This is a genomic window from Acutalibacter sp. JLR.KK004 (genome assembly GCF_036941085.1).
In the GTDB taxonomy this organism is placed as follows: Bacteria; Bacillota; Clostridia; order Oscillospirales; family Acutalibacteraceae; genus Acutalibacter.
This window is the reverse complement of the sequence record NZ_JAYMNQ010000001.1, coordinates 1,829,899-1,848,302: the sequence shown is the minus strand read 5'-3', so window position 1 is coordinate 1,848,302 and position 18,404 is coordinate 1,829,899. Positions and strand designations below refer to the sequence as shown.

Genomic DNA, 18,404 nt, shown 5'->3' with positions numbered 1-18,404 from the left:
CCCGGCGTTTACGCCGTTACATACCAGCATAATCCTGATAAACATAGAAAAAGGAGGCCGCCATGACCATTTTTGACGCTGCCCTGCAGGGCATTATCCAGGGGGCTACAGAGTTTTTGCCTGTGTCCAGCAGCGGGCACCTTTCCATCTCCCAGCACATGTTCGGCATAGAATTGCCGGGTATCCTTTTTGACATTATGCTTCACCTGGGAACGCTTCTGGCAGTGGTTTTCGTATACCGCCAGCTTGTGTGGCGGCTGATAAAGGAATTTGGTTCCTTGTGCAATGATGTGATACACCAGAAGTTCAAGTGGAGCGAAATGAACCGGGACAGGCGGCTCCTGATGATGCTTATCATTGGCCTGCTGCCCCTGTTCCTGCTGTTTTTGCCTATTCCTGGCACAGGCATGAAGGTGAAAGACTTTTCTGAAATGCTGGCTTCCGACAGTTCCATCCTGATGGAAGGGCTTTCCCTGCTGCTCACCAGTGCCCTGCTGTTTTTGGGTATCTTTGCAAACAGGCAGACCCGGCAGAAAATGGTAAAAAACCGGGAAGGGGAGATGGTGCCCTCTAAAGGCAGAAAAAAGCTGCACACCGCAGATGCCCTGGTAATCGGCTTCACCCAGTGCATGGCGGCGGTGTTTCCGGGATTGTCCCGCTCCGGATCTACCCTGTCTGTGGGTCTGCTGCGGGGCGTCAGCCAGCAGGCCGCCCTGGACTATTCCTTTGTCCTGGGAATCCCCTCTATTGCAGCGGCGGCTTTGGTATCCTTGAAGGACATCGGTTCAGCAGGGGAGAGCATTGGCGCAGCCCCGCTGATTGTGGGCATGGCAGTTTCCACTGTGGTGGGCTTTCTGGCTATCAAACTGCTGAAGTGGATCGTCACCACCAATAAAATGGAGATCTTCGCTTACTATACCCTGATTGCTGGGGGCATTGTCACTGTTTTGGGCATTATTGAACATATTATGGGGAAAAACCTGTTTACCGGGAAGCCGCTGTAGGGAGAAACCGGATAGTTCCGTGAGGAAATGGAGGGGGATTCATTTTGGCAGAGAAGAAAGGGGAGCCGGCACAGCGGAAAAGGCCGGCGGCGAAAAAGAGCGCGGCTCCTGCTAAAAAAAAGCCGGCAGGGGGAAGGGGCAAGGCAGCCCCGGCCCGGATGAACGCGGAGGCCATCCGCCAGCGCAATCAAATGCGGGCAGTGGTGATGTTCGCCTGCGCTATTTTCCTGGGGTGCCTGGTGCTGATTCCCGGGGATAACCTGTGGAAATGGGCGCATACAGCGGTTCTGGGCCTGTTTGGCAGTTGGGCCATGCTGTGGCCTGTGCTGATGATTTATATGGCCGTTGTCACCACCTTGGAAAAGCCCCGAGGCCCCATTACAGGCAAGGTGTGGCTCACAGTGGTGATTATCGTGCTGTTCTGCATGACAGGCTTTATCTTCGGCGGGATAAAGCTGGCGGAAGGTTTGAATTTTGGCGAGTACATAAGCGCCTTGTACACCCGTAACGACGGGGTGGGCGGCGGCGTTATCGGCGGGCTTCTGGGCCAGTTGCTCTTAGGGGCAGTCGGCTCCACAGGCGCGAAGATCATCGTGCTGCTCCTGTTGTTTGTGGCTCTGATGGTGCTTACAGGCACCACTCTTATCGGGCTGTTCCGCACCATAAAAAAACCGGTGGACGTAATGTCAGAAGGGCTGCAAAATGCCCGCCAGCGCCGGGAGGAGGAAAGGCTCATCCTGGAACAGGATCGCCACACCATAGACGTGCCCTTAGACCCGGTAGAGGTTTCTCCTGCTGTGGTGGCAGGGGATGTTTCAGCCCTGTTCCCCAAAGCGAAGCCCAAAAAGGAAAAGCCCCAGCGCAATGAAAAGCTGGACAAGCTTCAGGCTGTGTTTGGGATTGAGGAAGAAAAGCCTGCTGAAGGGCCTGTGCAAATACCGGAACCCCAGCCAGAGGCCCCGGAAACCCCTGCCATTGCCGAGAGCACCAGAGAGCTGGACGAGGCTTTAAAGGAGATTCAGGAAATGCCCCTGCCTGTGCCCGCCGCGGTGCCTGCGGATCCAAAGCCGCCTGTGCCTTTGGCGGAGATGGAGGATATTTCTTCCGGCTTGCAAATGGAAATGCCGGAAAAGGAGGAGCCTTCTGACAAACAGGAGGAATTCCCCGGGGCCACGCCGGAGCAGCTTGCCCTCTATCAGGCAGCAGAGCAGATGCAGGATCTCGCTTCTTATTGCTTCCCTCCCGTAAGTATGCTGAAAGAAAGCCCCAAGGTAGATCCCAGCAAGGAAACCGAGGAGCTGCAAACCAACGGGAGCATTCTGGTGGACACCCTCAGCAGCTTTGGGGTGCAGGTGAAAATTCTGGACATCTGCCGGGGGCCTTCTGTCACCCGGTATGAGATACAGCCGGCAGCAGGGGTGAAAATCAGCAAAATCACCAATCTGGCGGATGACCTGGCCCTGAACCTGGCAGCCACCGGCGTGCGCATTGAAGCGCCCATTCCCGGCAAGGCGGCGGTGGGCATAGAGGTGCCCAACAAAACCCGGAACACTGTATGTATGCGGGATCTGGTGCAGTCCAACGCCTTCCAGACCTCTAAGGGCAAGCTGAGCGCGGCCTTGGGCCGGGATATTGCCGGGCAGCCCGTCATTGCGGATTTGGCGAAAATGCCCCACCTGCTCATTGCGGGCACCACAGGCTCCGGCAAATCTGTGTGCATCAACTCCATCATTATCAGCATCCTCTATAAGGCCAACCCCAGCGAGGTGCGCTTTCTGATGATAGATCCCAAGGCTGTGGAGCTAACCGAGTATAATGGCCTGCCCCACATGCTGGTTCCCGTGGTGACTGACGCCCACAAGGCTGCTGGCGCTTTGGGCTGGGCCGTTTCAGAGATGATGAAGCGCTATAAGCTGTTTTCAGAGACAGGGGTGCGAAACCTCTCCGGCTATAACGCCCTGGCGGAATCCCAGGGCTTCCAGGATGAAAACGGACAGCCCATGCCCGCCCTGCCTCAAATTGTAATTATCATTGACGAGCTGGCGGATTTAATGATGGCTGCTCCCAAGGATGTGGAGGATTCTATCTGCCGTTTGGCCCAGTTGGCCCGGGCCGCCGGCATGCATCTGGTAGTGGCAACCCAGCGCCCCTCTGTGGATGTGGTGACAGGCCTTATCAAGGCCAACATTCCCAGCCGCATTGCCCTCACCGTATCCAGCCCTGTGGATTCCCGCACCATTTTAGACTCTGTAGGCGCGGAAAAGCTGCTGGGACGGGGGGATATGCTCTTTGCGCCTGTAGGGGTGAATAAGCCTGTGCGCGTGCAGGGCTGCTTCCTGGCAGACGAGGAGATATCCTCCATTGTGGAATTTGTGAAAAAGACCAGGGAAATAGAGTATGATGAAAGCGTGCTGGAGGAGATAGAGCGCAACGCTGCCAGCGAAGGCGGCCATGATGATGGCCTGGAAGGCGGGGAAGAGGGGCACGATCCCATGCTGGAGGAGGCAGTAAAATGCGTGGTCGATGCAGGACAGGCCTCCACCTCCCTTTTACAGCGCCGTCTGCGGCTGGGGTATGCCCGGGCCGGGCGTATTATTGATGAAATGGAGCAGTTGGGCATTGTTGGACCTCATGAGGGATCCAAGCCGCGGCAGGTGCTGATGACTTACGCCCAGTGGATGGAGCGAAACATGCAAAGGCCCGATCCGCCAGCCCCTCCGGCGGCAGATGGGCAGGAATAAGCCGGAAGGCCGGGCGCTTCTGCGCATCCGTCTGGGCCTGGTTCTGGGCGTGGTGCTTGTCTTTTCCATCACGCCCCTGGGCGCAGGGCTTTTCAGCCGCCTTTTAACAGATTCCGGCTTTAACGCCCAGGCGGAAAATCTGGACGCTGCTTTTTTGCGCGTCCACGTGCTGGATGTAGGCAAGGCTGACGCTGTCCTTCTGGAAAGCCAGGGCTGTGCGGCTCTGCTGGACGCAGGCACTAGCGAAGACGGGGAAACTGTGGCAGATTATCTTCACCGGCAAGGCATTGAAAAGCTGGACTACGCCATCGTCTCCCACCCGGACAGCGACCATATAGGCGGCATGGCCCAGGTGCTGGCGGAAATTCCTGCGGCCTGCTTCCTGCGGGGGGAGTATTGGGAGGAACCGGGCCAGGAGGCGGCAGATCTGCAAAAACTTCTTGCAGAAAGAGGCGTCCCGCAGCGACTGCTGGCCCCGGGCGAAAGCTTTTCCCTGGGCTGTGCCAGCCTTAGAGTGCTTGGCCCTTTAGAAGACTATAAAGACTCGAACAACAACTCCCTGGTGCTGAAGCTTGCCTGTTTTGACTTCACAGCCCTGTTCTGCGGAGATATGGAGAAAAAGGCGGAAAAGGACTTGCTTGCCTCTGGCGCAGACATTTCCGCCGACTTCCTGAAGGTAGCCCACCATGGCAGCCGCACTTCCACCACAGAGGATTTTGCCCGGGCGGTTTCCCCCAGGCTGGCAGTGGTGTCTGTAGGGGCGGATAACAATAACCTGCCACGGCAGGAGCCTTTAAGCGCTTTGGAAAAGGTGGGGGCCTATGTGCTGCGCACAGACCTGGACGGCAATCTGCTTTTTTCCTATAACGGAGAGCGGATTTCCATCAGGAAAGATGCCTGAGAGACAGAAAAATGGTATAGAAAGGAACGAATACGGGGCATAGGCTTCGTATTGCAGGGCGATTTTTATGAAACAGCTTATCATCGACCGTTATGAGGGAAAATATGCCATCTGTGAGGAGGGGGAGCAGAAATATTTTGCCATCGAGCTTTCCGAGCTGCCGGAAGGAGCAAAGCCTGGCTGTGTGCTGGAAATTACCGATAACGGGGAGCTTTCCCTGAACCTGGAAGAAACCCAGCGCCGCCGCCAGCGGATTCTGGAAAAACAGCGCAGAGCCTTTGGCGGGTAAACTGCTAAGAAAAAAAGCACCTGAGAGATCGGAGTCCCCGGTTTCTCAGGTGCTTTTTTCTCTGTGCCTTTGCAGGCACCTTTCCTGTTTCAGGGCATATACTGAAAGTGGCCCCTACTTCTGACGGGAATTCGGGGCACATTTCATTTAGGAGGTTTTTCAGGCGTGAATATGAAGCGGTATTCAGGCTTCCAGGCCTCTGACGGGCTGGATGGGCGTTGTGGCTGTGGCGGTTGTCCGCCTGCTCCGCCGCCCTGCTGTCCTCCGCCCCCATGGCCGCCTTGTCCTACTGGCGGCACAGGCATCACCGGCCCAACAGGTGCTACTGGTCCCACCGGGCCTACAGGCCCTACGGGAGCTACTGGCCTGCGAGGGCCAACAGGCCCTACAGGGGCAAATGGCATCACCGGGCCAACGGGGCCTACTGGTGCAAACGGGATTACCGGGCCAACCGGGCCTCGGGGCAGTACGGGGGCTGACGGCGCTACAGGTGTTACCGGGCCAGCCGGCCCTACGGGAGCCACAGGCTCAGACGGAATCCCTGGCCCCACAGGCCCGGTAGGGCCAACAGGCGCTACGGGTGCCACCGGGCCAGCCGGCCCCACAGGGGCTACAGGCTCAGATGGAGCCACAGGCCCCACAGGCCCGGTAGGGCCAACAGGCGCTGCAGGTGCCACCGGGCCAGTCGGCCCTACGGGAGCGACAGGCTTAGATGGAGCCACAGGCCCCACAGGCCCGGTAGGGCCAACGGGCGCTGCGGGAGCCACTGGGCCAGTCGGCCCCACAGGGGCTACAGGCTTAGATGGAGCCACAGGCCCCACAGGCCCGGTAGGGCCAACGGGTACTGCGGGAGCCACCGGGCCAGTCGGCCCCACAGGGGCTACAGGCTTAGACGGAGCCACAGGCCCTACAGGCCCGGTAGGGCCAACAGGTGCTGCGGGTGTCACCGGGCCAGTCGGCCCTACGGGAGCCACAGGCCCCACAGGTCCAGTCGGGCCAACAGGCGCTACGGGAGCCACCGGGCCAGTCGGCCCCACAGGGGCTACAGGCTTAGATGGAGCCACAGGCCCCACAGGCCCGGTAGGGCCAACAGGTGCTGCGGGAGCCACCGGGCCAGCCGGCCCCACAGGCACCGTAGGACTTACGCCCGTTTTAACAATCGGCACAGTAACCACAGGCGCGCCGGGTACGGCCGCTGCCGCCACCATTACAGGCACTGCCCCCAATTTCGTGCTGAACCTTACCCTTCCCAGAGGCGCTACCGGCCCCACAGGCCCTACAGGCCCTAACGAAGCGTAACCAGCCGGAAATGGCAGGGAAGCCCCTATGCCCAGGGCATGGGGGCTTTCCCCATTTGAGAGGAGGAACATATGGGAACTGTCAGCTTATGCATGATTGTCAGGGACGAGGAGGACGTATTAGGGCGCTGCCTGGACTCCGTAAAAGATTTGGTAGATGAAATCATCATTGTGGACACAGGCTCCCATGACAGGACAAAGGAAATTGCCCGGCAGTATACGGAAAAAATCTTCGACTTCCCCTGGATAGACGATTTCTCCGCCGCCAGGAATTTTTCCTTTGACAAGGCTTCCTGCGCATACTGCATGTGGCTGGACGCAGACGATATCCTGCTGCAGGAGGACAGGGAACGCTTCAAAGAGCTGAAAGCGGAGCTAAGCCCAGAGGTGGAAGTGGTGATGATGCCCTATCATGTGGGGTTTGACGAGACAGGCCAGCTCACCTTTTCCTATTACCGGGAGCGGCTTGTAAAAAACTACCGGGGTATGCGCTGGAAAGGCCCTGTCCACGAGGTTATCGAAACCCGGGGCCACCGGGTATATGCCGATTGCGCTGTCACCCACTGGAAGCTGCACCCTTCCGATCCGGACAGGAACCTGCGCATTTTCCAGGGAATACTGGCAAAAGGGGAAAGCCTGGAGCCGCGGCAGCAGTTTTACTATGGGCGGGAGCTTTACTACCACCAGGAATACGCCCAGGCCCTGGCGGTTTTTGAAGGCTTCCTATCCCAGGGCCAGGGCTGGGTGGAAAACCAAATTGACGCCTGCCGCCACTGCGCCCGCTGCTTATATGGGCTTTGCCGGGCGGAGGAAGCCCTGCTGGCATTTTTCAGAAGCTTTTCCTATGATGTGCCCCGGGCAGAGATCTGCTGTGACATCGGCCAGCATTTCCTGGACAGGGAACAGTGGCGGCAGGCGGCCTATTGGTACAGGCAGGCCCTGCGGTGCGAACGGCAGGACGATAAGGGCGGCTTTGTGCTGCCAGATGCCTACGGCTATGAGCCATACCTGGGGCTGTGCCTTTGCAGCAGCAGGCTGGGGAACGAACAGGAAGCGGAGGCCTATAACGAGCTGGCAGCGGCCTGTAAGCCAGATTCTCCGGCAATTGCCTATAACCGGGCTTATTTTGCCTCTCTCAAAAAGACCTGACAGAAATAAGCACCCGCCTGCAGAGCAGGCAGGTGCTTATTCTTGTATACTTAGGCGCAAAGGTAAGATAGGGAAGCTCAGGAGTAGCATAAAGAAGAAAAAATAAGTTTTTAGAGGAGGGCACCTATGCAAATGACAAAACGTACCAACACGACGTGACGCGTGGCTGGTATCATAGGGCTATGCCTGCATAAGAAAATACCCCCGACTCCGCCGGGGGTATTTCTTGCGCCTTTCATGCCATGGCCTTCTGGAGCGCCGCCAGTACGGTGTCAAAGTCTGCCTCAGTGATCAGGAGGGAAATCTCCACCTCCGAGGTGGTAATCAGCCGGATGTCGGCGTTTGTGCCGGTAATGGCCCCGAACACTTGGGCCGCAATGCCCGGGGTATTTTTCATGGCTGGGTCGTATACAGAGATTTTGTGGTTCACGCTGCTGACAATGACGTTTACATTTGTTTCCCGCTTGAGCTGGGTGGTAAAAGCCAGGATGTCGATAAGGTCGCTGTCGGAAATGGTGAAGGAAAGCCCGGTAAAAGCGCCGTGGGTGGGAGCCATGGAAATCATGTCGATGTTGATGTTATACCGGGAAATGGCCTCGAAAATGTGGGAGATGGAATCTACATTGGCGGGAAAACCCGCTAATGTAACCAGGGTGATGTTGTCGGTGGTGCTGATAACGGTGGAACTGCTCATAGTCTGCCTTCCTTTCCTGCCCGTCTGTCAGAGCAGATCGGACATGCTGTAAAGCCCCGGGGCCTTGCCGTTCATGAAAACCGCCGCGTTAATGGCCCCGGAAGCGAAAAGCTCCTTGGACTGGGCGGAGTGGGACAGGGTGATAACCTCGTGCTGCCCGGAGAAAATTACCTGGTGCTCCCCCACAATGGTGCCGCCCCGCACAGAGTGCAGGCCAATCTCGCTTTTCTCCCGCTTTTTCCGCTGGGAGTGCCTGTCGTACACATATTTCATGGCGTTTTCCCGTTCCCCGTTTATGGCGTCCGCCAGCATGAGAGCGGTGCCGCTGGGAGCGTCGATTTTCTGGTTGTGGTGCATCTCCAGGATTTCTATGTCAAAGGAGCTGCCCAGTACCCCGGCGGCTTTCTTGGAAAGCTCGATGAGCAGGTTTATGCCCAGGGACATGTTCCGGGAATAGAAGATGGGCATAGTTTCCGCCGCTTCCGCAATGGAGGCGGCCTGATCCGGGGAATAGCCTGTGGTACACAGCACAGCGGCTGTGCCCGGATGCGCCTTGCAGTATGCCAAAATGGCGGACAGGGCGGAGGGGTGGGAGAAGTCGATGATAACATCCGCAGGCTCCGGCACTTCCCCGATTTCCGTATACACAGGAAAGCCGATCTGGGGCGCGCCGGTGATATCCACCCCGGCGGTTATCTTGCAGTCCTCCCGCTCCCGGACAAAATTCTGTACGGCAGCACCCATTTTCCCGCCGCAGCCGCACAACAGCAGTCTTGTCATTTCCGATGGCTCCTTTCCTTTTCACGTCTGGACTGGCTTACAGCAGGCGGTGCTTTTGAAGCAGGGCTGCAAGCTTCTGCCGCTTTTCCTCCTGCATGGTGGTCAGGGGCATGCGGCAATGGTTGGTGGAGATTTTCCCCATCTGGAACAGGGCTTCCTTAATGGGGATGGGGTTCACGTCCATAAAGAAACCGTCCATCAAATCCAGGTATTCCACCTGAAGCTTCCTTGCCTCCTCCAGGTTTCCCTGGAGCATAGCGGCGGTTAAATCGTGCATCTGCCGGGGCAGTGCGTTAGAGAATACGGAAATAACCCCCTTGCCGCCTAAAGCCATTATGGGCAGGGTCTGGTTATCCTCTCCGGAGTATACGGCCAGCTTATCCCCGCACAAAGCTAGAGTACGGGCGGCGGAGGCGGTGTCACCGTTTGCCTCTTTTACGGCAACGATGTAGGGGTTATCCGCCAGCTCCTGATAGGTTTCAGGCTGGATATTGCAGCCTGTGCGGCTGGGCACGTTGTAGAGCACGCAGGGCATCTGCACAGAGTCAGCAATGAAGCGGAAGCTTTCAATAAGTCCTTTCTGGGAGGTCTTGTTGTAATAGGGGGTTACCAGCAGCAGGCCGTCGGCCCCCAGCTTTTTGGCTTCCAGGGAAAGCTCCACGCAGAATTTGGTGTCATTGCTGCCAGTGCCCGCAATGACAGGCACCCGGCCTTTCACCTTTTCTATGATAAAGCCCACTGTCTGTAAATGTTCTTCCGCGCTCATGGTGGCGGCTTCCCCGGTGGTGCCGCAGGCGATAATGGAATCAATGCCGTTTTCTATCTGAAATTCAACAAGCCGCTCCAATTCCTCCCAGTAGATTTCGCCGCAGGGGGTAAAAGGGGTGATAAGCGCCGTACCGGCGCCGGTGAACAGCAACTCTTTTGTCATAGGTATCCCTCCGAAAAATCAGTCAAATCGCCATGCGATACAGGATACGCACAAAAAGCTGTGAAAACGCGGCCTTTTGTGCCCGGTACCGTTTCCTTCTTCTGTGTTTTCAGTCAAAGTAGCCCAGCTTGCACAAAAGCTCTGCCATCAGCAGGCCGCCTCCGGCAGCGCCTCGCAGGGTGTTGTGGGAGAGGCAGACAAACTTATAGTCATACTGGGTGTCGGGCCGCAGCCGCCCGGCAGAGATGGCCATGCCGCCTTCTATATTCCTGTCCAGCTTGGGCTGGGGCCTGTCGTTTTCCTCGAAGTAATGAATGAACTGTTTGGGGGCGCTGGGCAGCTCCAGCTCCTGGGCGGGGCCGCGGAAGCTTTTCCAGCGCTCAATAATTTCCTCCACGCTTGCTTTTTTCTCCAGGGAGAAGAACACCGCTGCCATGTGCCCGTCGGACACAGGCACCCGCAGGCACTGGGAGGTGATAGAGGGAGAGCAGGCGTTTACAATGACGCCGTTTTCTACATGGCCCCAAATTTTCAAAGGCTCCTGCTCGGATTTTTCCTCCTCGCCGCCGATATAAGGGATGACGTTATCCAAAATCTGCGGCATGGTTTCAAAGGTTTTGCCAGCGCCTGAAATGGCCTGGTAGGTGCAGGCCAGCACCTTTGTCACGCCTAAGTCCATAAGGGGATGGATGGCGGGCACATAGCTTTGCAGGGAGCAGTTGCACTTAACGGCGATAAAGCCCCGCTTGGTGCCCAAGCGCTTTCTCTGGTGCTCGATGACCTTGTGGTGCTCTGCGTTTAATTCTGGAATAATCATGGGTACATCCGGCGTGCCCCGGTGCTGCTTGTTGTTGGAGATAACCGGGCACTCCTTTTTGGCATAGGCCTCTTCCAGGGCCATAATGTCCTCAGATTTCATGTTCACCGCGCAGAACACAAAATCCACCAAAGAGACAACCTTGTCTATATCCTTCTCCGCGTCATATACGGGCAGTTCTGCCATGGCAGGGGGGATGGGGGCCTCCATGGCCCAGCGGCCCTCCAAGGCCTCCTGATACGTTTTCCCGGCAGAGCGGGCGCTGGCTGCCAGGGCCGTAACCTTAAACCAGGGGTGGTTTTCTAAAATGGTGGCAAAGCGCTGGCCCACCATGCCAGTGCATCCGATAATGCCTACGCGATACTGTTTCATGTTCCAAGTTCCTTTCTTTAGTGGGAGTATGTTTCGTGTTCTGCTTAATTCCTTAGAAGCTGTACCGATAGGAGTGGTACAAATATTTTCGAGAAAATTTTGTGGGCTTCAAGGCGGAAACCGCAAGACATGCTGTGGCATGTCGAGGATTTCCAACACAGAAACCTGCAAAATTTGCCGGGAAGATTTGTGCTATGCCCTATTGGTACGGCTTCTTAGCCTTTCTTCCACCCGGCCGACCTTTCTGGCCCGCTGGGCTTTCACTTCCTCTTCCACGCGGAAATAAAGCTTCATCTGGTTCAGCATAATTTCCACATCGGCTATCTCTTCTGCAATATCGTCTGTGGTGCGCCTGCCCCGCTTATGCTTGCACAGGGCATCCTGTAGCTCTGCCATCTCTTCCAGCAGGCAGAGGATCTGGGCATCCCCGCCCCAGGTGTCCAGGGCCTTTTGAAAGACAGCACGCTCTTCCTCCGTCATAGCCATTCTCCTTTTCCCTCTTTTTACACTGGCAAGTTCTGCGGGAAGAATCAAAAAAACCGGTTGAAAACCGGCTGCCAATCTCCTATAATAGAAATGCCGCGGCGCAGGGCCGCCTGGTTAAGTAAATAGCACTCCATCATACTTGATGACAGTCGCAAAGCTGTTGGCCGCTGCGACCAGGGTCAACTTGCCGGATATCCCCTTCGGCAGCTTACCCTTTCACAAGACTTCTATGGTTCTGGCAACCTCGATCCCGCTACTTTTGAAAGCCGCGCCTCTATTCGTTCTCTATAATACCTTAGTTTTGCGCCATTGTCAATTTTTTCGGCCGGGATATTCTATGAAAATTTTACAGGACTGGTGAACGCCATGCAGGAACATACTTTACAGACCCGCGATTTTTACTATGATTTGCCCCAGGAGCTGATTGCCCAAAAGCCGGTGGAACCCCGGGACTCTTCCCGGCTGATGACCCTTGACAAGGAAACAGGGGAGATAACCCATCGCCATTTCCGGGATATTGCAGACTTGCTGCGTCCCGGCGACTGCCTGGTTTTAAACGACTCCCGGGTGCTGCCCGCCCGCATTTACGGGGTGAAAGAGGGGACAGGCGCCCATGTGGAGTTCCTTTTGCTGGAAAACAAAGAAGATGATGTCTGGGAGGCCCTGGCAAAGCCCGGCAAGCGGGCAAAAGAGGGCAGCCGCTTTACCTTTGGGGACGGGCTGCTCCAGTGCGAGGTTACAGACGTGCTGGAGGATGGGAACAGGCTTATCCGCTTTATCTATGACGGTGTGTTTTTTCAACTGCTGGACAAGATAGGCCAAATGCCTTTGCCCCCTTATATTAAGGAAAAGCTGGAGGATAAGGAGCGGTATCAGACTGTGTATTCCCAAGAGGCAGGCTCTGCCGCCGCCCCCACGGCAGGCCTGCATTTCACGCCGGAGCTGCTGGAGAAAATTAAAGAAAAGGGGGTGGAACTGGGGTTTGTGACGCTCCATGTGGGACTGGGCACCTTCCGCCCGGTAAGCGCGGAGAGAATCACCGACCACAAAATGCACGCCGAGCATTATTACATGCCCCAGTCCACAGCCGACATGATAAATGCCACCAAAGAGCGGGGGGGCAGGGTGATAGCTGTGGGTACTACAAGCTGCCGCACCATAGAGTCTGTGGCCCGGCGGGAGGGGCGCTTTAAAGAAAGCCAGGGCTGGACAGATATTTTTATCTATCCGGGCTATCAGTTCAAGGGCTTGGACGGGCTTATCACCAACTTCCACCTGCCGGAAAGCACCCTCATTATGCTGGTATCCGCTTTAGCGGGCAGGGAACATGTGCTGCGGGCCTATGAGGCGGCAGTGTGGGAACGGTACAGGTTTTTCAGTTTTGGGGATGCAATGCTGGTGGTGTGAGTAAAAATTTTGAGTAGAAAAAAGCCCGCAAAAGCGCAGTATTACTGGGGTTTCGCGGGTTTTTAGGGCTTAATTTTCAAAACAGTTTTTTAGCGTTTTTGGGGCAAAATCGGGTAAAAAGGGCGTTTTTGACCCAAACTTTTGCAAAAGTTTGAGAGCGGAAAAATCGGGATATTTATTCACTTTTATTGCATAAATAATCCCAACAATTTAACCAATATGTGGGTGTACTTAGACTAGAATTGGTGGTTCTTAAGGATTACTCAATTGAGGTGATTATATGAATCAAATAAACAAGTTTTTAAACCAGCAACAATTAAAAGCGCTATGTGGTGTTATGGCCCATACTTCTAAAGGCTTGACTAAGGATGAGCTGACAACGCTATTAGGACAATGTGCGTTTAATACTGTTGATGATGGTTCCTCTCGTAACCAGTGGGGATATACAATTGGCCTCAACAAAAGGGAGTGGCTTTATAACTGCCTTGCAACTGAACTAAACGAGAGTCATTCGTTTAGTAAGGTTTTTTCATTCGTACAGGCTGCTTTGAATCCTGCCATATATACAAGTATCGATAAAAGAGACAAATAAAGTTCTCCTTTTTGCAGGTTTGTCAGTTAACTCAAGCGGTAAATTGGTTGAAGTTTCTCAGGCTCAAACGCTTGCTGAAGTTGACCAGTGGGTAAATCATCTAAAAAAAGCACTGTACGACCGTGCTATACATACTGAAGTGCAGAAATACTGTATCAAGGATTATTTAAGAGCAGACTACTATGATGCCGTGTTTGAAGCAGCAAAAGGATTGGCTGAACGTGTCAGGCAGATTTCTGGCTTAACAACAGATGGTGGAACACTTTTCCATGTTGCATTTTCGAAGAACGATCCTTACATCTTTTTTAACGCAATGAGTACGAATAGTGAGTGCAGTGAATTTGCAGGATTGAAGGAACTACTTGAGGCAATTTTTCATTTGGTTAGAAACCCAGCTGCACACACTCCAAAAGTTAATTGGAAGAGCGATGAAACGAAAGCGCTTGATATACTTACGCTGATTTCATTTGCACACAAGTACTTGGACGAATGCCACCGCATGCCGGGAAAATTACAAGAAGGTGATTAGATGGATAAACCTCAATACATAAATTGGATAGTTAAAGAGTATGGAGTGGTTTTTGAAGATCAGCAACCATTAAATTGCTATAAACTATCTTACGAAATCGATGATGATATCCTTGACGATTGGGCACTTCATATTAGAAGACACTATGTCCCAGATGATGAATTAAGGGAAGATTCTGCTTTGCACAGATTAACTGTAGAGGAATACTTGCGCCAATACGTCATTCCGCAAAAGGGAGAGCCATTTGGTCCAACTGCACGTTCGAATGATATTAGTGAAGTTCTGTTTGCTGATTAATTTGAATTTATTTTGAACTATGAAGTTCCTCGTTGTAAGCAATACAATCGGTCTGGAAAGAATGAATCTGAGCATGGTACAGACGTTATCGCGTATAGATTTTACACTGAAAGAAAAGAACCAAATAAAAACGATGAGCTTGTGGCAGTAGAAGTGAAGGCTCGGCTTTCTTCAACTGAGGCATGCGCAACCATTAAAGACTCAGTTGCTGATTCAAAAAAAGATGAGCACCGGTTTTCGCATACTTTGGACTACTATAGAAAGAAACTTCGTTCTATGGGAAAGAGTTCAGAAGCTGCTGACATTGCAAGATTTCAGCAGAAAACAGAATACCCTTATAAAATATCCTATGTGGGTGCTGCCATTTCAAGCTTGCCGACTATTGAAAAGAAAGTGATTGTTGGGATTAAAGGAGCAGACTTACAGTTGAAAACAGATCAGTCTGTCTTTTATATTCATGGTATAGATTTGATGACCCTGGCGCATCAGGTTTTCGAGAGGTGTACAAAATGATTTTATCAAACACTTCCAGTTATATGCTCAAATATCAAAAGGCGAAAGCTAAATTGATGGAGTATGATATTCCGCTAAAAGACTATCCGAGGTTCCCATTAAATTCAAATGAACTTTCCTATCCTGTTATTTACATACTCTCCCGATACGCCGAAAGCGTTATTGAAAACAATATAGCTGACAAAGAGGAATTTTTACCGTACTTAGCAATAGCCTCACAATACTTTGATGCCGCTGTAGGGGCTAAGGATCGTATAATGTATGATGTCGATTTTTTGTTGTCTGGCGCGGCGGCTTATTTTCTCTCTGATGACTTTGGGAGCGCTAAAGTGTTATGTTCTGAGTTCTTTAATCGAATAAGCCCAGAAGTTAACGCACTACAAAAAATGCTATCCAGTCTATTTGGATATCTTCTTTTGGGTAAGAAATTCCATATAATCAATGATATGCCAACAGGAGAAAGAGTTTGTTATTTGTTGTTATCATATTACACTACCGGAGAGGGGCTAGATGAAATACAGAATTTTTTGCTGGATTTTCGAAAGGAAATTTATGAAAACGATAATCCGATGGAAATATTCTATATAGATGTGCTATATGCTGTGATACTGATGGCTTTGTCAAAATCTACATGGAGACTTTTGCCCCACTATTCTGGTTTAGAACCTTCTCTGTGGTCGAGTTATCTCAAAAGTCAACAGGCAACAAAGATGCTATGGCCAGCGCAACAACTCATTGGTGAAAATGGAATTTTAAGTGGTCAGAGTGCGGTTGTTCAGCTACCAACGGGTGTTGGCAAAACGAAAAGCATCGAACTCATTATTCGTTCCTCATTTATTTCAGACAGAGCAACTACTGCAATAATAGTTGCCCCACTTCGTGCCCTGTGCAACGAAATAGCAAATGATATGATATCAGCCTTTGGAGATGAAGTTTTAATTAATCAGTTTTCAGATATTCTCGAAGATGATTTTTCGTTAGATTCATTCCTATCTTTTAAATCGACAATATTGATTTGCACACCAGAAAAACTCAGCTATATTCTTCATCACCAAGCCGATTTTTTGGCTGAAATAGGATTGTACATATTTGATGAAGGTCATATGTTTGATGATGGAAGTCGAGGAGCCATTTATGAGTTGCTGATTTCTGAAATTCAGGAGTATATCTCAGGAGAAAGGCAAATTGTTCTTCTTTCTGCGGTGCTTTCCAATGCTGAACAGATTCAGGAATGGCTTTTAGGCGGAACAGGTGTTTTAGCCTCAGATTCTAAAATCAAGTCAACGCCTAAAACGGTTGGATTTGTGTCGCAAACGAAAGACATCCACTATTATTCCGATGACGCAACACAAGAAGATTTTTATATTCCTCGCAGCATAGAAGTTGTCGCATTACAAAAGCATCCCAGGGAGCGGAAACAACGATATTTTCCGGAATTGACGGATGCCAAAGATATTGCTATTTATTACGCAAACAAGCTATGTAAAAATGGCGGGGCGGCCATTTTTGCTAATCGAACCAGCACTGTATTGACTATAATCAAAAGAATTATTGAATTAGAAAATCGAGGTTATGATCTTGCTGAGATTAAGAAAAGCAGTGAGGTCGAGGAAATAAATCGGCTTGCTCAATTGATGGCTGATTATTACGGTGAGCAATATCCATATACGCTAGCATGCCGGCTAGGAGTTGTTCCCCATTACTCTAATCTGCCCAATGGGTTGCGTCTTGCTGTGGAATATGCCTTTCGAACTGGGGCATTACACTTCGTTATTTGCACTTCAACCCTTGCGCAAGGAGTAAATATTCCGATAAAGTACCTTTTTATGACCAGTTTCATGGTTGCAAGGAATAGTATGCAGATACGAAGTTTTCAAAATTTGATGGGGCGAACCGCGCGTTCTGGTATGTACACTGAAGGAAGCGTTATTGTTACAGATTCAAAGTTGATTGATACCAGATAAGGATAAAAATAGATATGTATGGGCAGGAGCATAGATTTTCTCCTGCCACGCCTATATTTAGGCGGTTTGACGTTTGGTACGTTTTCCGTATTCACGTTCCATTTCCCGCATTTCTTCATCCGTTGGAATATCTACAATCCCGACATAGGAATAGTAGATGTCAATATCCTGTGTCCGTTTCCCGTCTTTTTTCTCGCATTCGTGGACTACGATTTTATCCACAAAAGTATTTAAAATTTCGGGCGTTAGCTCGTCAATACGGGTATATTTTTTGGTAACGGCTATCAGCTTGGAAACATTGGTTGCTTCTGTGTCGGCTTCGCTGACTTCGGCTTTCAAGGCTTCGATTTCCTGTTTTAGCTGTTCCTGCTCGGCTTCATATCCATCTGACAGCTTGTAAAAGCGTTCGTCATTCAACTTTCCATTGACATTATCCTCATAGATTTTACGGAACAGGCGGTCAAGCTCTTCCATGCGCTTTTCGTCCTTTTCAATCTGTTTCTGCTTTGCGGATAATTCGTATCGGCGTTCCGCAAGGGTAGTGTCAATCTGTTGTCGGATAAATACCCTTTCAAATTGCTGTAAATAGGACAGGAAATGCTGAAGCTGTTTTAATACCAACTGGTATAGGACATCTTCTCTGACATAATGCTGTGTGCATACGCCGCTCCTGCTGTTTCCTTTATATTTGGAACAGCGGAAATACAGATAGCTCTTTGATGAGCGCAGGCTTAGCTTTGTACCGCAGTCAGCACATTCTAATAATCCTGTAAAAATGCTTGTTGCGCCGTTTTTTGTCGGTCTGCGTTTATTTGCCCGTATCATCTGCACTTTGTCCCATAGTTCCCTGTCAATGAGAGGGGTGTGGGCATTTTCGATATACGTCCGCATTTCTTTTGCGGTAGGGATACGCTTTTTGCTTTTAAAGCCTAAACGGGTAGATTTAAAATTTTCTGTAACACCGATATATGCCACATTTTCAAGAATTAATGCCACTGTGGTAGATTCCCAATTATACGGGTTCTCTGACACAATCGGTGCAGCCAATCCCTTTGAAGCCTTATATGCGGATGGGGTTAATACTTTATCCCCCCAAAGCGTATCAGCAATGGCGGAGATTCCTTTCCCCTGCATACAGAGTGAAAATATCCTGCGGACGACTGCCGCCGCTTCCTCGTCCACAAGCCAACGGGTTTTGTCATCTGGATTCCGCAAATATCCGTAGGGTGGTGCGCCCAAATGCTCCCCCGCAAGCCCTTTCGCTTTCTTGACTTCCTTTACCTTTTTGCTCGTGCTTTTTGGATACCATTCGTTGAAAAGGTTGGTAAAGGCGGCAAATTCGTTGCTCTCAAGGCTGCCCGTGTCCACGTTGTCCATGATGGCGATGAACCTCACGCCCGCTTCGGGGTAGATGATTTCGGAGTAAGAGCCGACCTCGATATAGTTCCTGCCGAAGCGTGATAAGTCTTTGACAATGACGGTCTTTACAAGCCCTTTTTCAATGTCCGCCGACATTTCCTTAAAGCTTGGGCGGTCAAAAGCTGACGTTAGATAACGATACTTTTGAAAACACTGGAAAATCAAGGTTTTTCGAGCGACGGACAAGCAGGGTATTGTACTAAAAACTGAATACGACGCAG

16 protein-coding genes, 1 pseudogene and 1 riboswitch are annotated in these 18,404 nt (G+C 51.8%); of the genes and pseudogenes, 11 read left to right on the top strand and 6 right to left on the bottom strand.

Annotated elements, in window-relative coordinates:
• Nucleotides 1-62 precede the first annotated feature (62 nt).
• From VSQ30_RS10205 to VSQ30_RS10180, 6 genes are all read left to right on the top strand, one after another.
• On the top strand, nt 63-1,004 hold the full coding sequence (locus tag VSQ30_RS10205; protein ID WP_334463866.1) for an undecaprenyl-diphosphate phosphatase: 942 nt from the start codon (nt 63-65) through the stop codon (nt 1,002-1,004).
• Between the two features lie 44 nt (nt 1,005-1,048).
• Nucleotides 1,049-3,745, top strand: coding sequence for a DNA translocase FtsK 4TM domain-containing protein (locus tag VSQ30_RS10200; protein WP_334463863.1), 2,697 nt, complete (start codon nt 1,049-1,051; stop codon nt 3,743-3,745).
• On the top strand, nt 3,732-4,646 hold the full coding sequence (locus VSQ30_RS10195) for a ComEC/Rec2 family competence protein (protein WP_334463860.1): 915 nt from the start codon (nt 3,732-3,734) through the stop codon (nt 4,644-4,646). Before VSQ30_RS10200 ends, VSQ30_RS10195 begins: the two co-directional genes overlap by 14 nt.
• 67 nt (nt 4,647-4,713) lie before the next feature.
• A complete protein-coding gene (locus VSQ30_RS10190; protein ID WP_334463858.1) occupies nt 4,714-4,935 on the top strand; it encodes a DUF3006 domain-containing protein in 222 nt (73 codons plus the stop codon).
• Nucleotides 4,936-5,106: 171 nt separating this feature from the next.
• Nucleotides 5,107-6,234, top strand: coding sequence for a collagen-like domain-containing protein (locus VSQ30_RS10185; protein ID WP_502876275.1), 1,128 nt, complete (start codon nt 5,107-5,109; stop codon nt 6,232-6,234).
• A gap of 71 nt (nt 6,235-6,305) precedes the next feature.
• Nucleotides 6,306-7,382: a glycosyltransferase gene (locus VSQ30_RS10180; protein WP_334463852.1), complete on the top strand. Its 1,077-nt coding sequence runs from the start codon at nt 6,306-6,308 to the stop codon at nt 7,380-7,382.
• A gap of 235 nt (nt 7,383-7,617) precedes the next feature.
• On the opposite strand, the gene VSQ30_RS10175 is transcribed toward VSQ30_RS10180, so the two are convergent.
• The 5 genes from VSQ30_RS10175 to VSQ30_RS10155 all read right to left on the bottom strand — a co-directional run bounded on the left by VSQ30_RS10175 (nt 7,618) and on the right by VSQ30_RS10155 (nt 11,456).
• Complete coding sequence (locus tag VSQ30_RS10175) at nt 7,618-8,076, bottom strand: ACT domain-containing protein (protein WP_334463850.1); 459 nt, start codon at nt 8,074-8,076, stop codon at nt 7,618-7,620.
• 27 nt (nt 8,077-8,103) lie between these two features.
• Nucleotides 8,104-8,856 carry a 4-hydroxy-tetrahydrodipicolinate reductase gene (gene dapB / locus VSQ30_RS10170; RefSeq protein ID WP_334463847.1) on the bottom strand — a complete coding sequence of 251 codons (753 nt, stop codon included), beginning with the start codon at nt 8,854-8,856 and terminating at the stop codon, nt 8,104-8,106.
• A 37-nt stretch (nt 8,857-8,893) separates the two neighbouring features.
• Nucleotides 8,894-9,787, bottom strand: a complete 894-nt coding sequence (dapA, locus tag VSQ30_RS10165; RefSeq protein WP_334463844.1) for a 4-hydroxy-tetrahydrodipicolinate synthase — start codon at nt 9,785-9,787, stop codon at nt 8,894-8,896.
• Between the two features lie 109 nt (nt 9,788-9,896).
• A complete protein-coding gene (asd, locus tag VSQ30_RS10160; RefSeq protein ID WP_334463841.1) occupies nt 9,897-10,976 on the bottom strand; it encodes an aspartate-semialdehyde dehydrogenase in 1,080 nt (359 codons plus the stop codon).
• 192 nt (nt 10,977-11,168) lie between these two features.
• On the bottom strand, nt 11,169-11,456 hold the full coding sequence (locus tag VSQ30_RS10155) for a nucleoside triphosphate pyrophosphohydrolase family protein (protein ID WP_334463840.1): 288 nt from the start codon (nt 11,454-11,456) through the stop codon (nt 11,169-11,171).
• A gap of 121 nt (nt 11,457-11,577) precedes the next feature.
• A riboswitch (Lysine riboswitch) is annotated at nt 11,578-11,747 on the bottom strand.
• 81 nt (nt 11,748-11,828) lie between these two features.
• On the opposite strand from VSQ30_RS10155, the gene queA reads away from it, so the two are divergent.
• The 5 genes and pseudogenes from queA to VSQ30_RS10125 all read left to right on the top strand — a co-directional run bounded on the left by queA (nt 11,829) and on the right by VSQ30_RS10125 (nt 16,764).
• Nucleotides 11,829-12,869 (top strand): tRNA preQ1(34) S-adenosylmethionine ribosyltransferase-isomerase QueA, encoded by a 1,041-nt coding sequence (gene queA, locus VSQ30_RS10150; protein ID WP_334463837.1) that lies wholly within the window; start codon nt 11,829-11,831, stop codon nt 12,867-12,869.
• A gap of 280 nt (nt 12,870-13,149) precedes the next feature.
• Complete coding sequence (locus tag VSQ30_RS10145; RefSeq protein ID WP_334463834.1) at nt 13,150-13,461, top strand: hypothetical protein; 312 nt, start codon at nt 13,150-13,152, stop codon at nt 13,459-13,461.
• A gap of 43 nt (nt 13,462-13,504) precedes the next feature.
• Nucleotides 13,505-13,990: a TIGR02391 family protein gene (locus tag VSQ30_RS10140; protein ID WP_334463831.1), complete on the top strand. Its 486-nt coding sequence runs from the start codon at nt 13,505-13,507 to the stop codon at nt 13,988-13,990.
• Nucleotides 13,991-14,800, top strand: a pseudogene (locus VSQ30_RS20770) (Hachiman antiphage defense system protein HamA). It abuts the gene before it with no gap.
• On the top strand, nt 14,797-16,764 hold the full coding sequence (locus tag VSQ30_RS10125) for a DEAD/DEAH box helicase (protein ID WP_334463824.1): 1,968 nt from the start codon (nt 14,797-14,799) through the stop codon (nt 16,762-16,764). Before VSQ30_RS20770 ends, VSQ30_RS10125 begins: the two are co-directional and overlap by 4 nt.
• 57 nt (nt 16,765-16,821) lie before the next feature.
• On the opposite strand, the gene VSQ30_RS10120 is transcribed toward VSQ30_RS10125, so the two are convergent.
• Nucleotides 16,822-18,348, bottom strand: a complete 1,527-nt coding sequence (locus VSQ30_RS10120) for a DUF4368 domain-containing protein (RefSeq protein ID WP_334463821.1) — start codon at nt 18,346-18,348, stop codon at nt 16,822-16,824.
• Nucleotides 18,349-18,404: the final 56 nt, after the last annotated feature.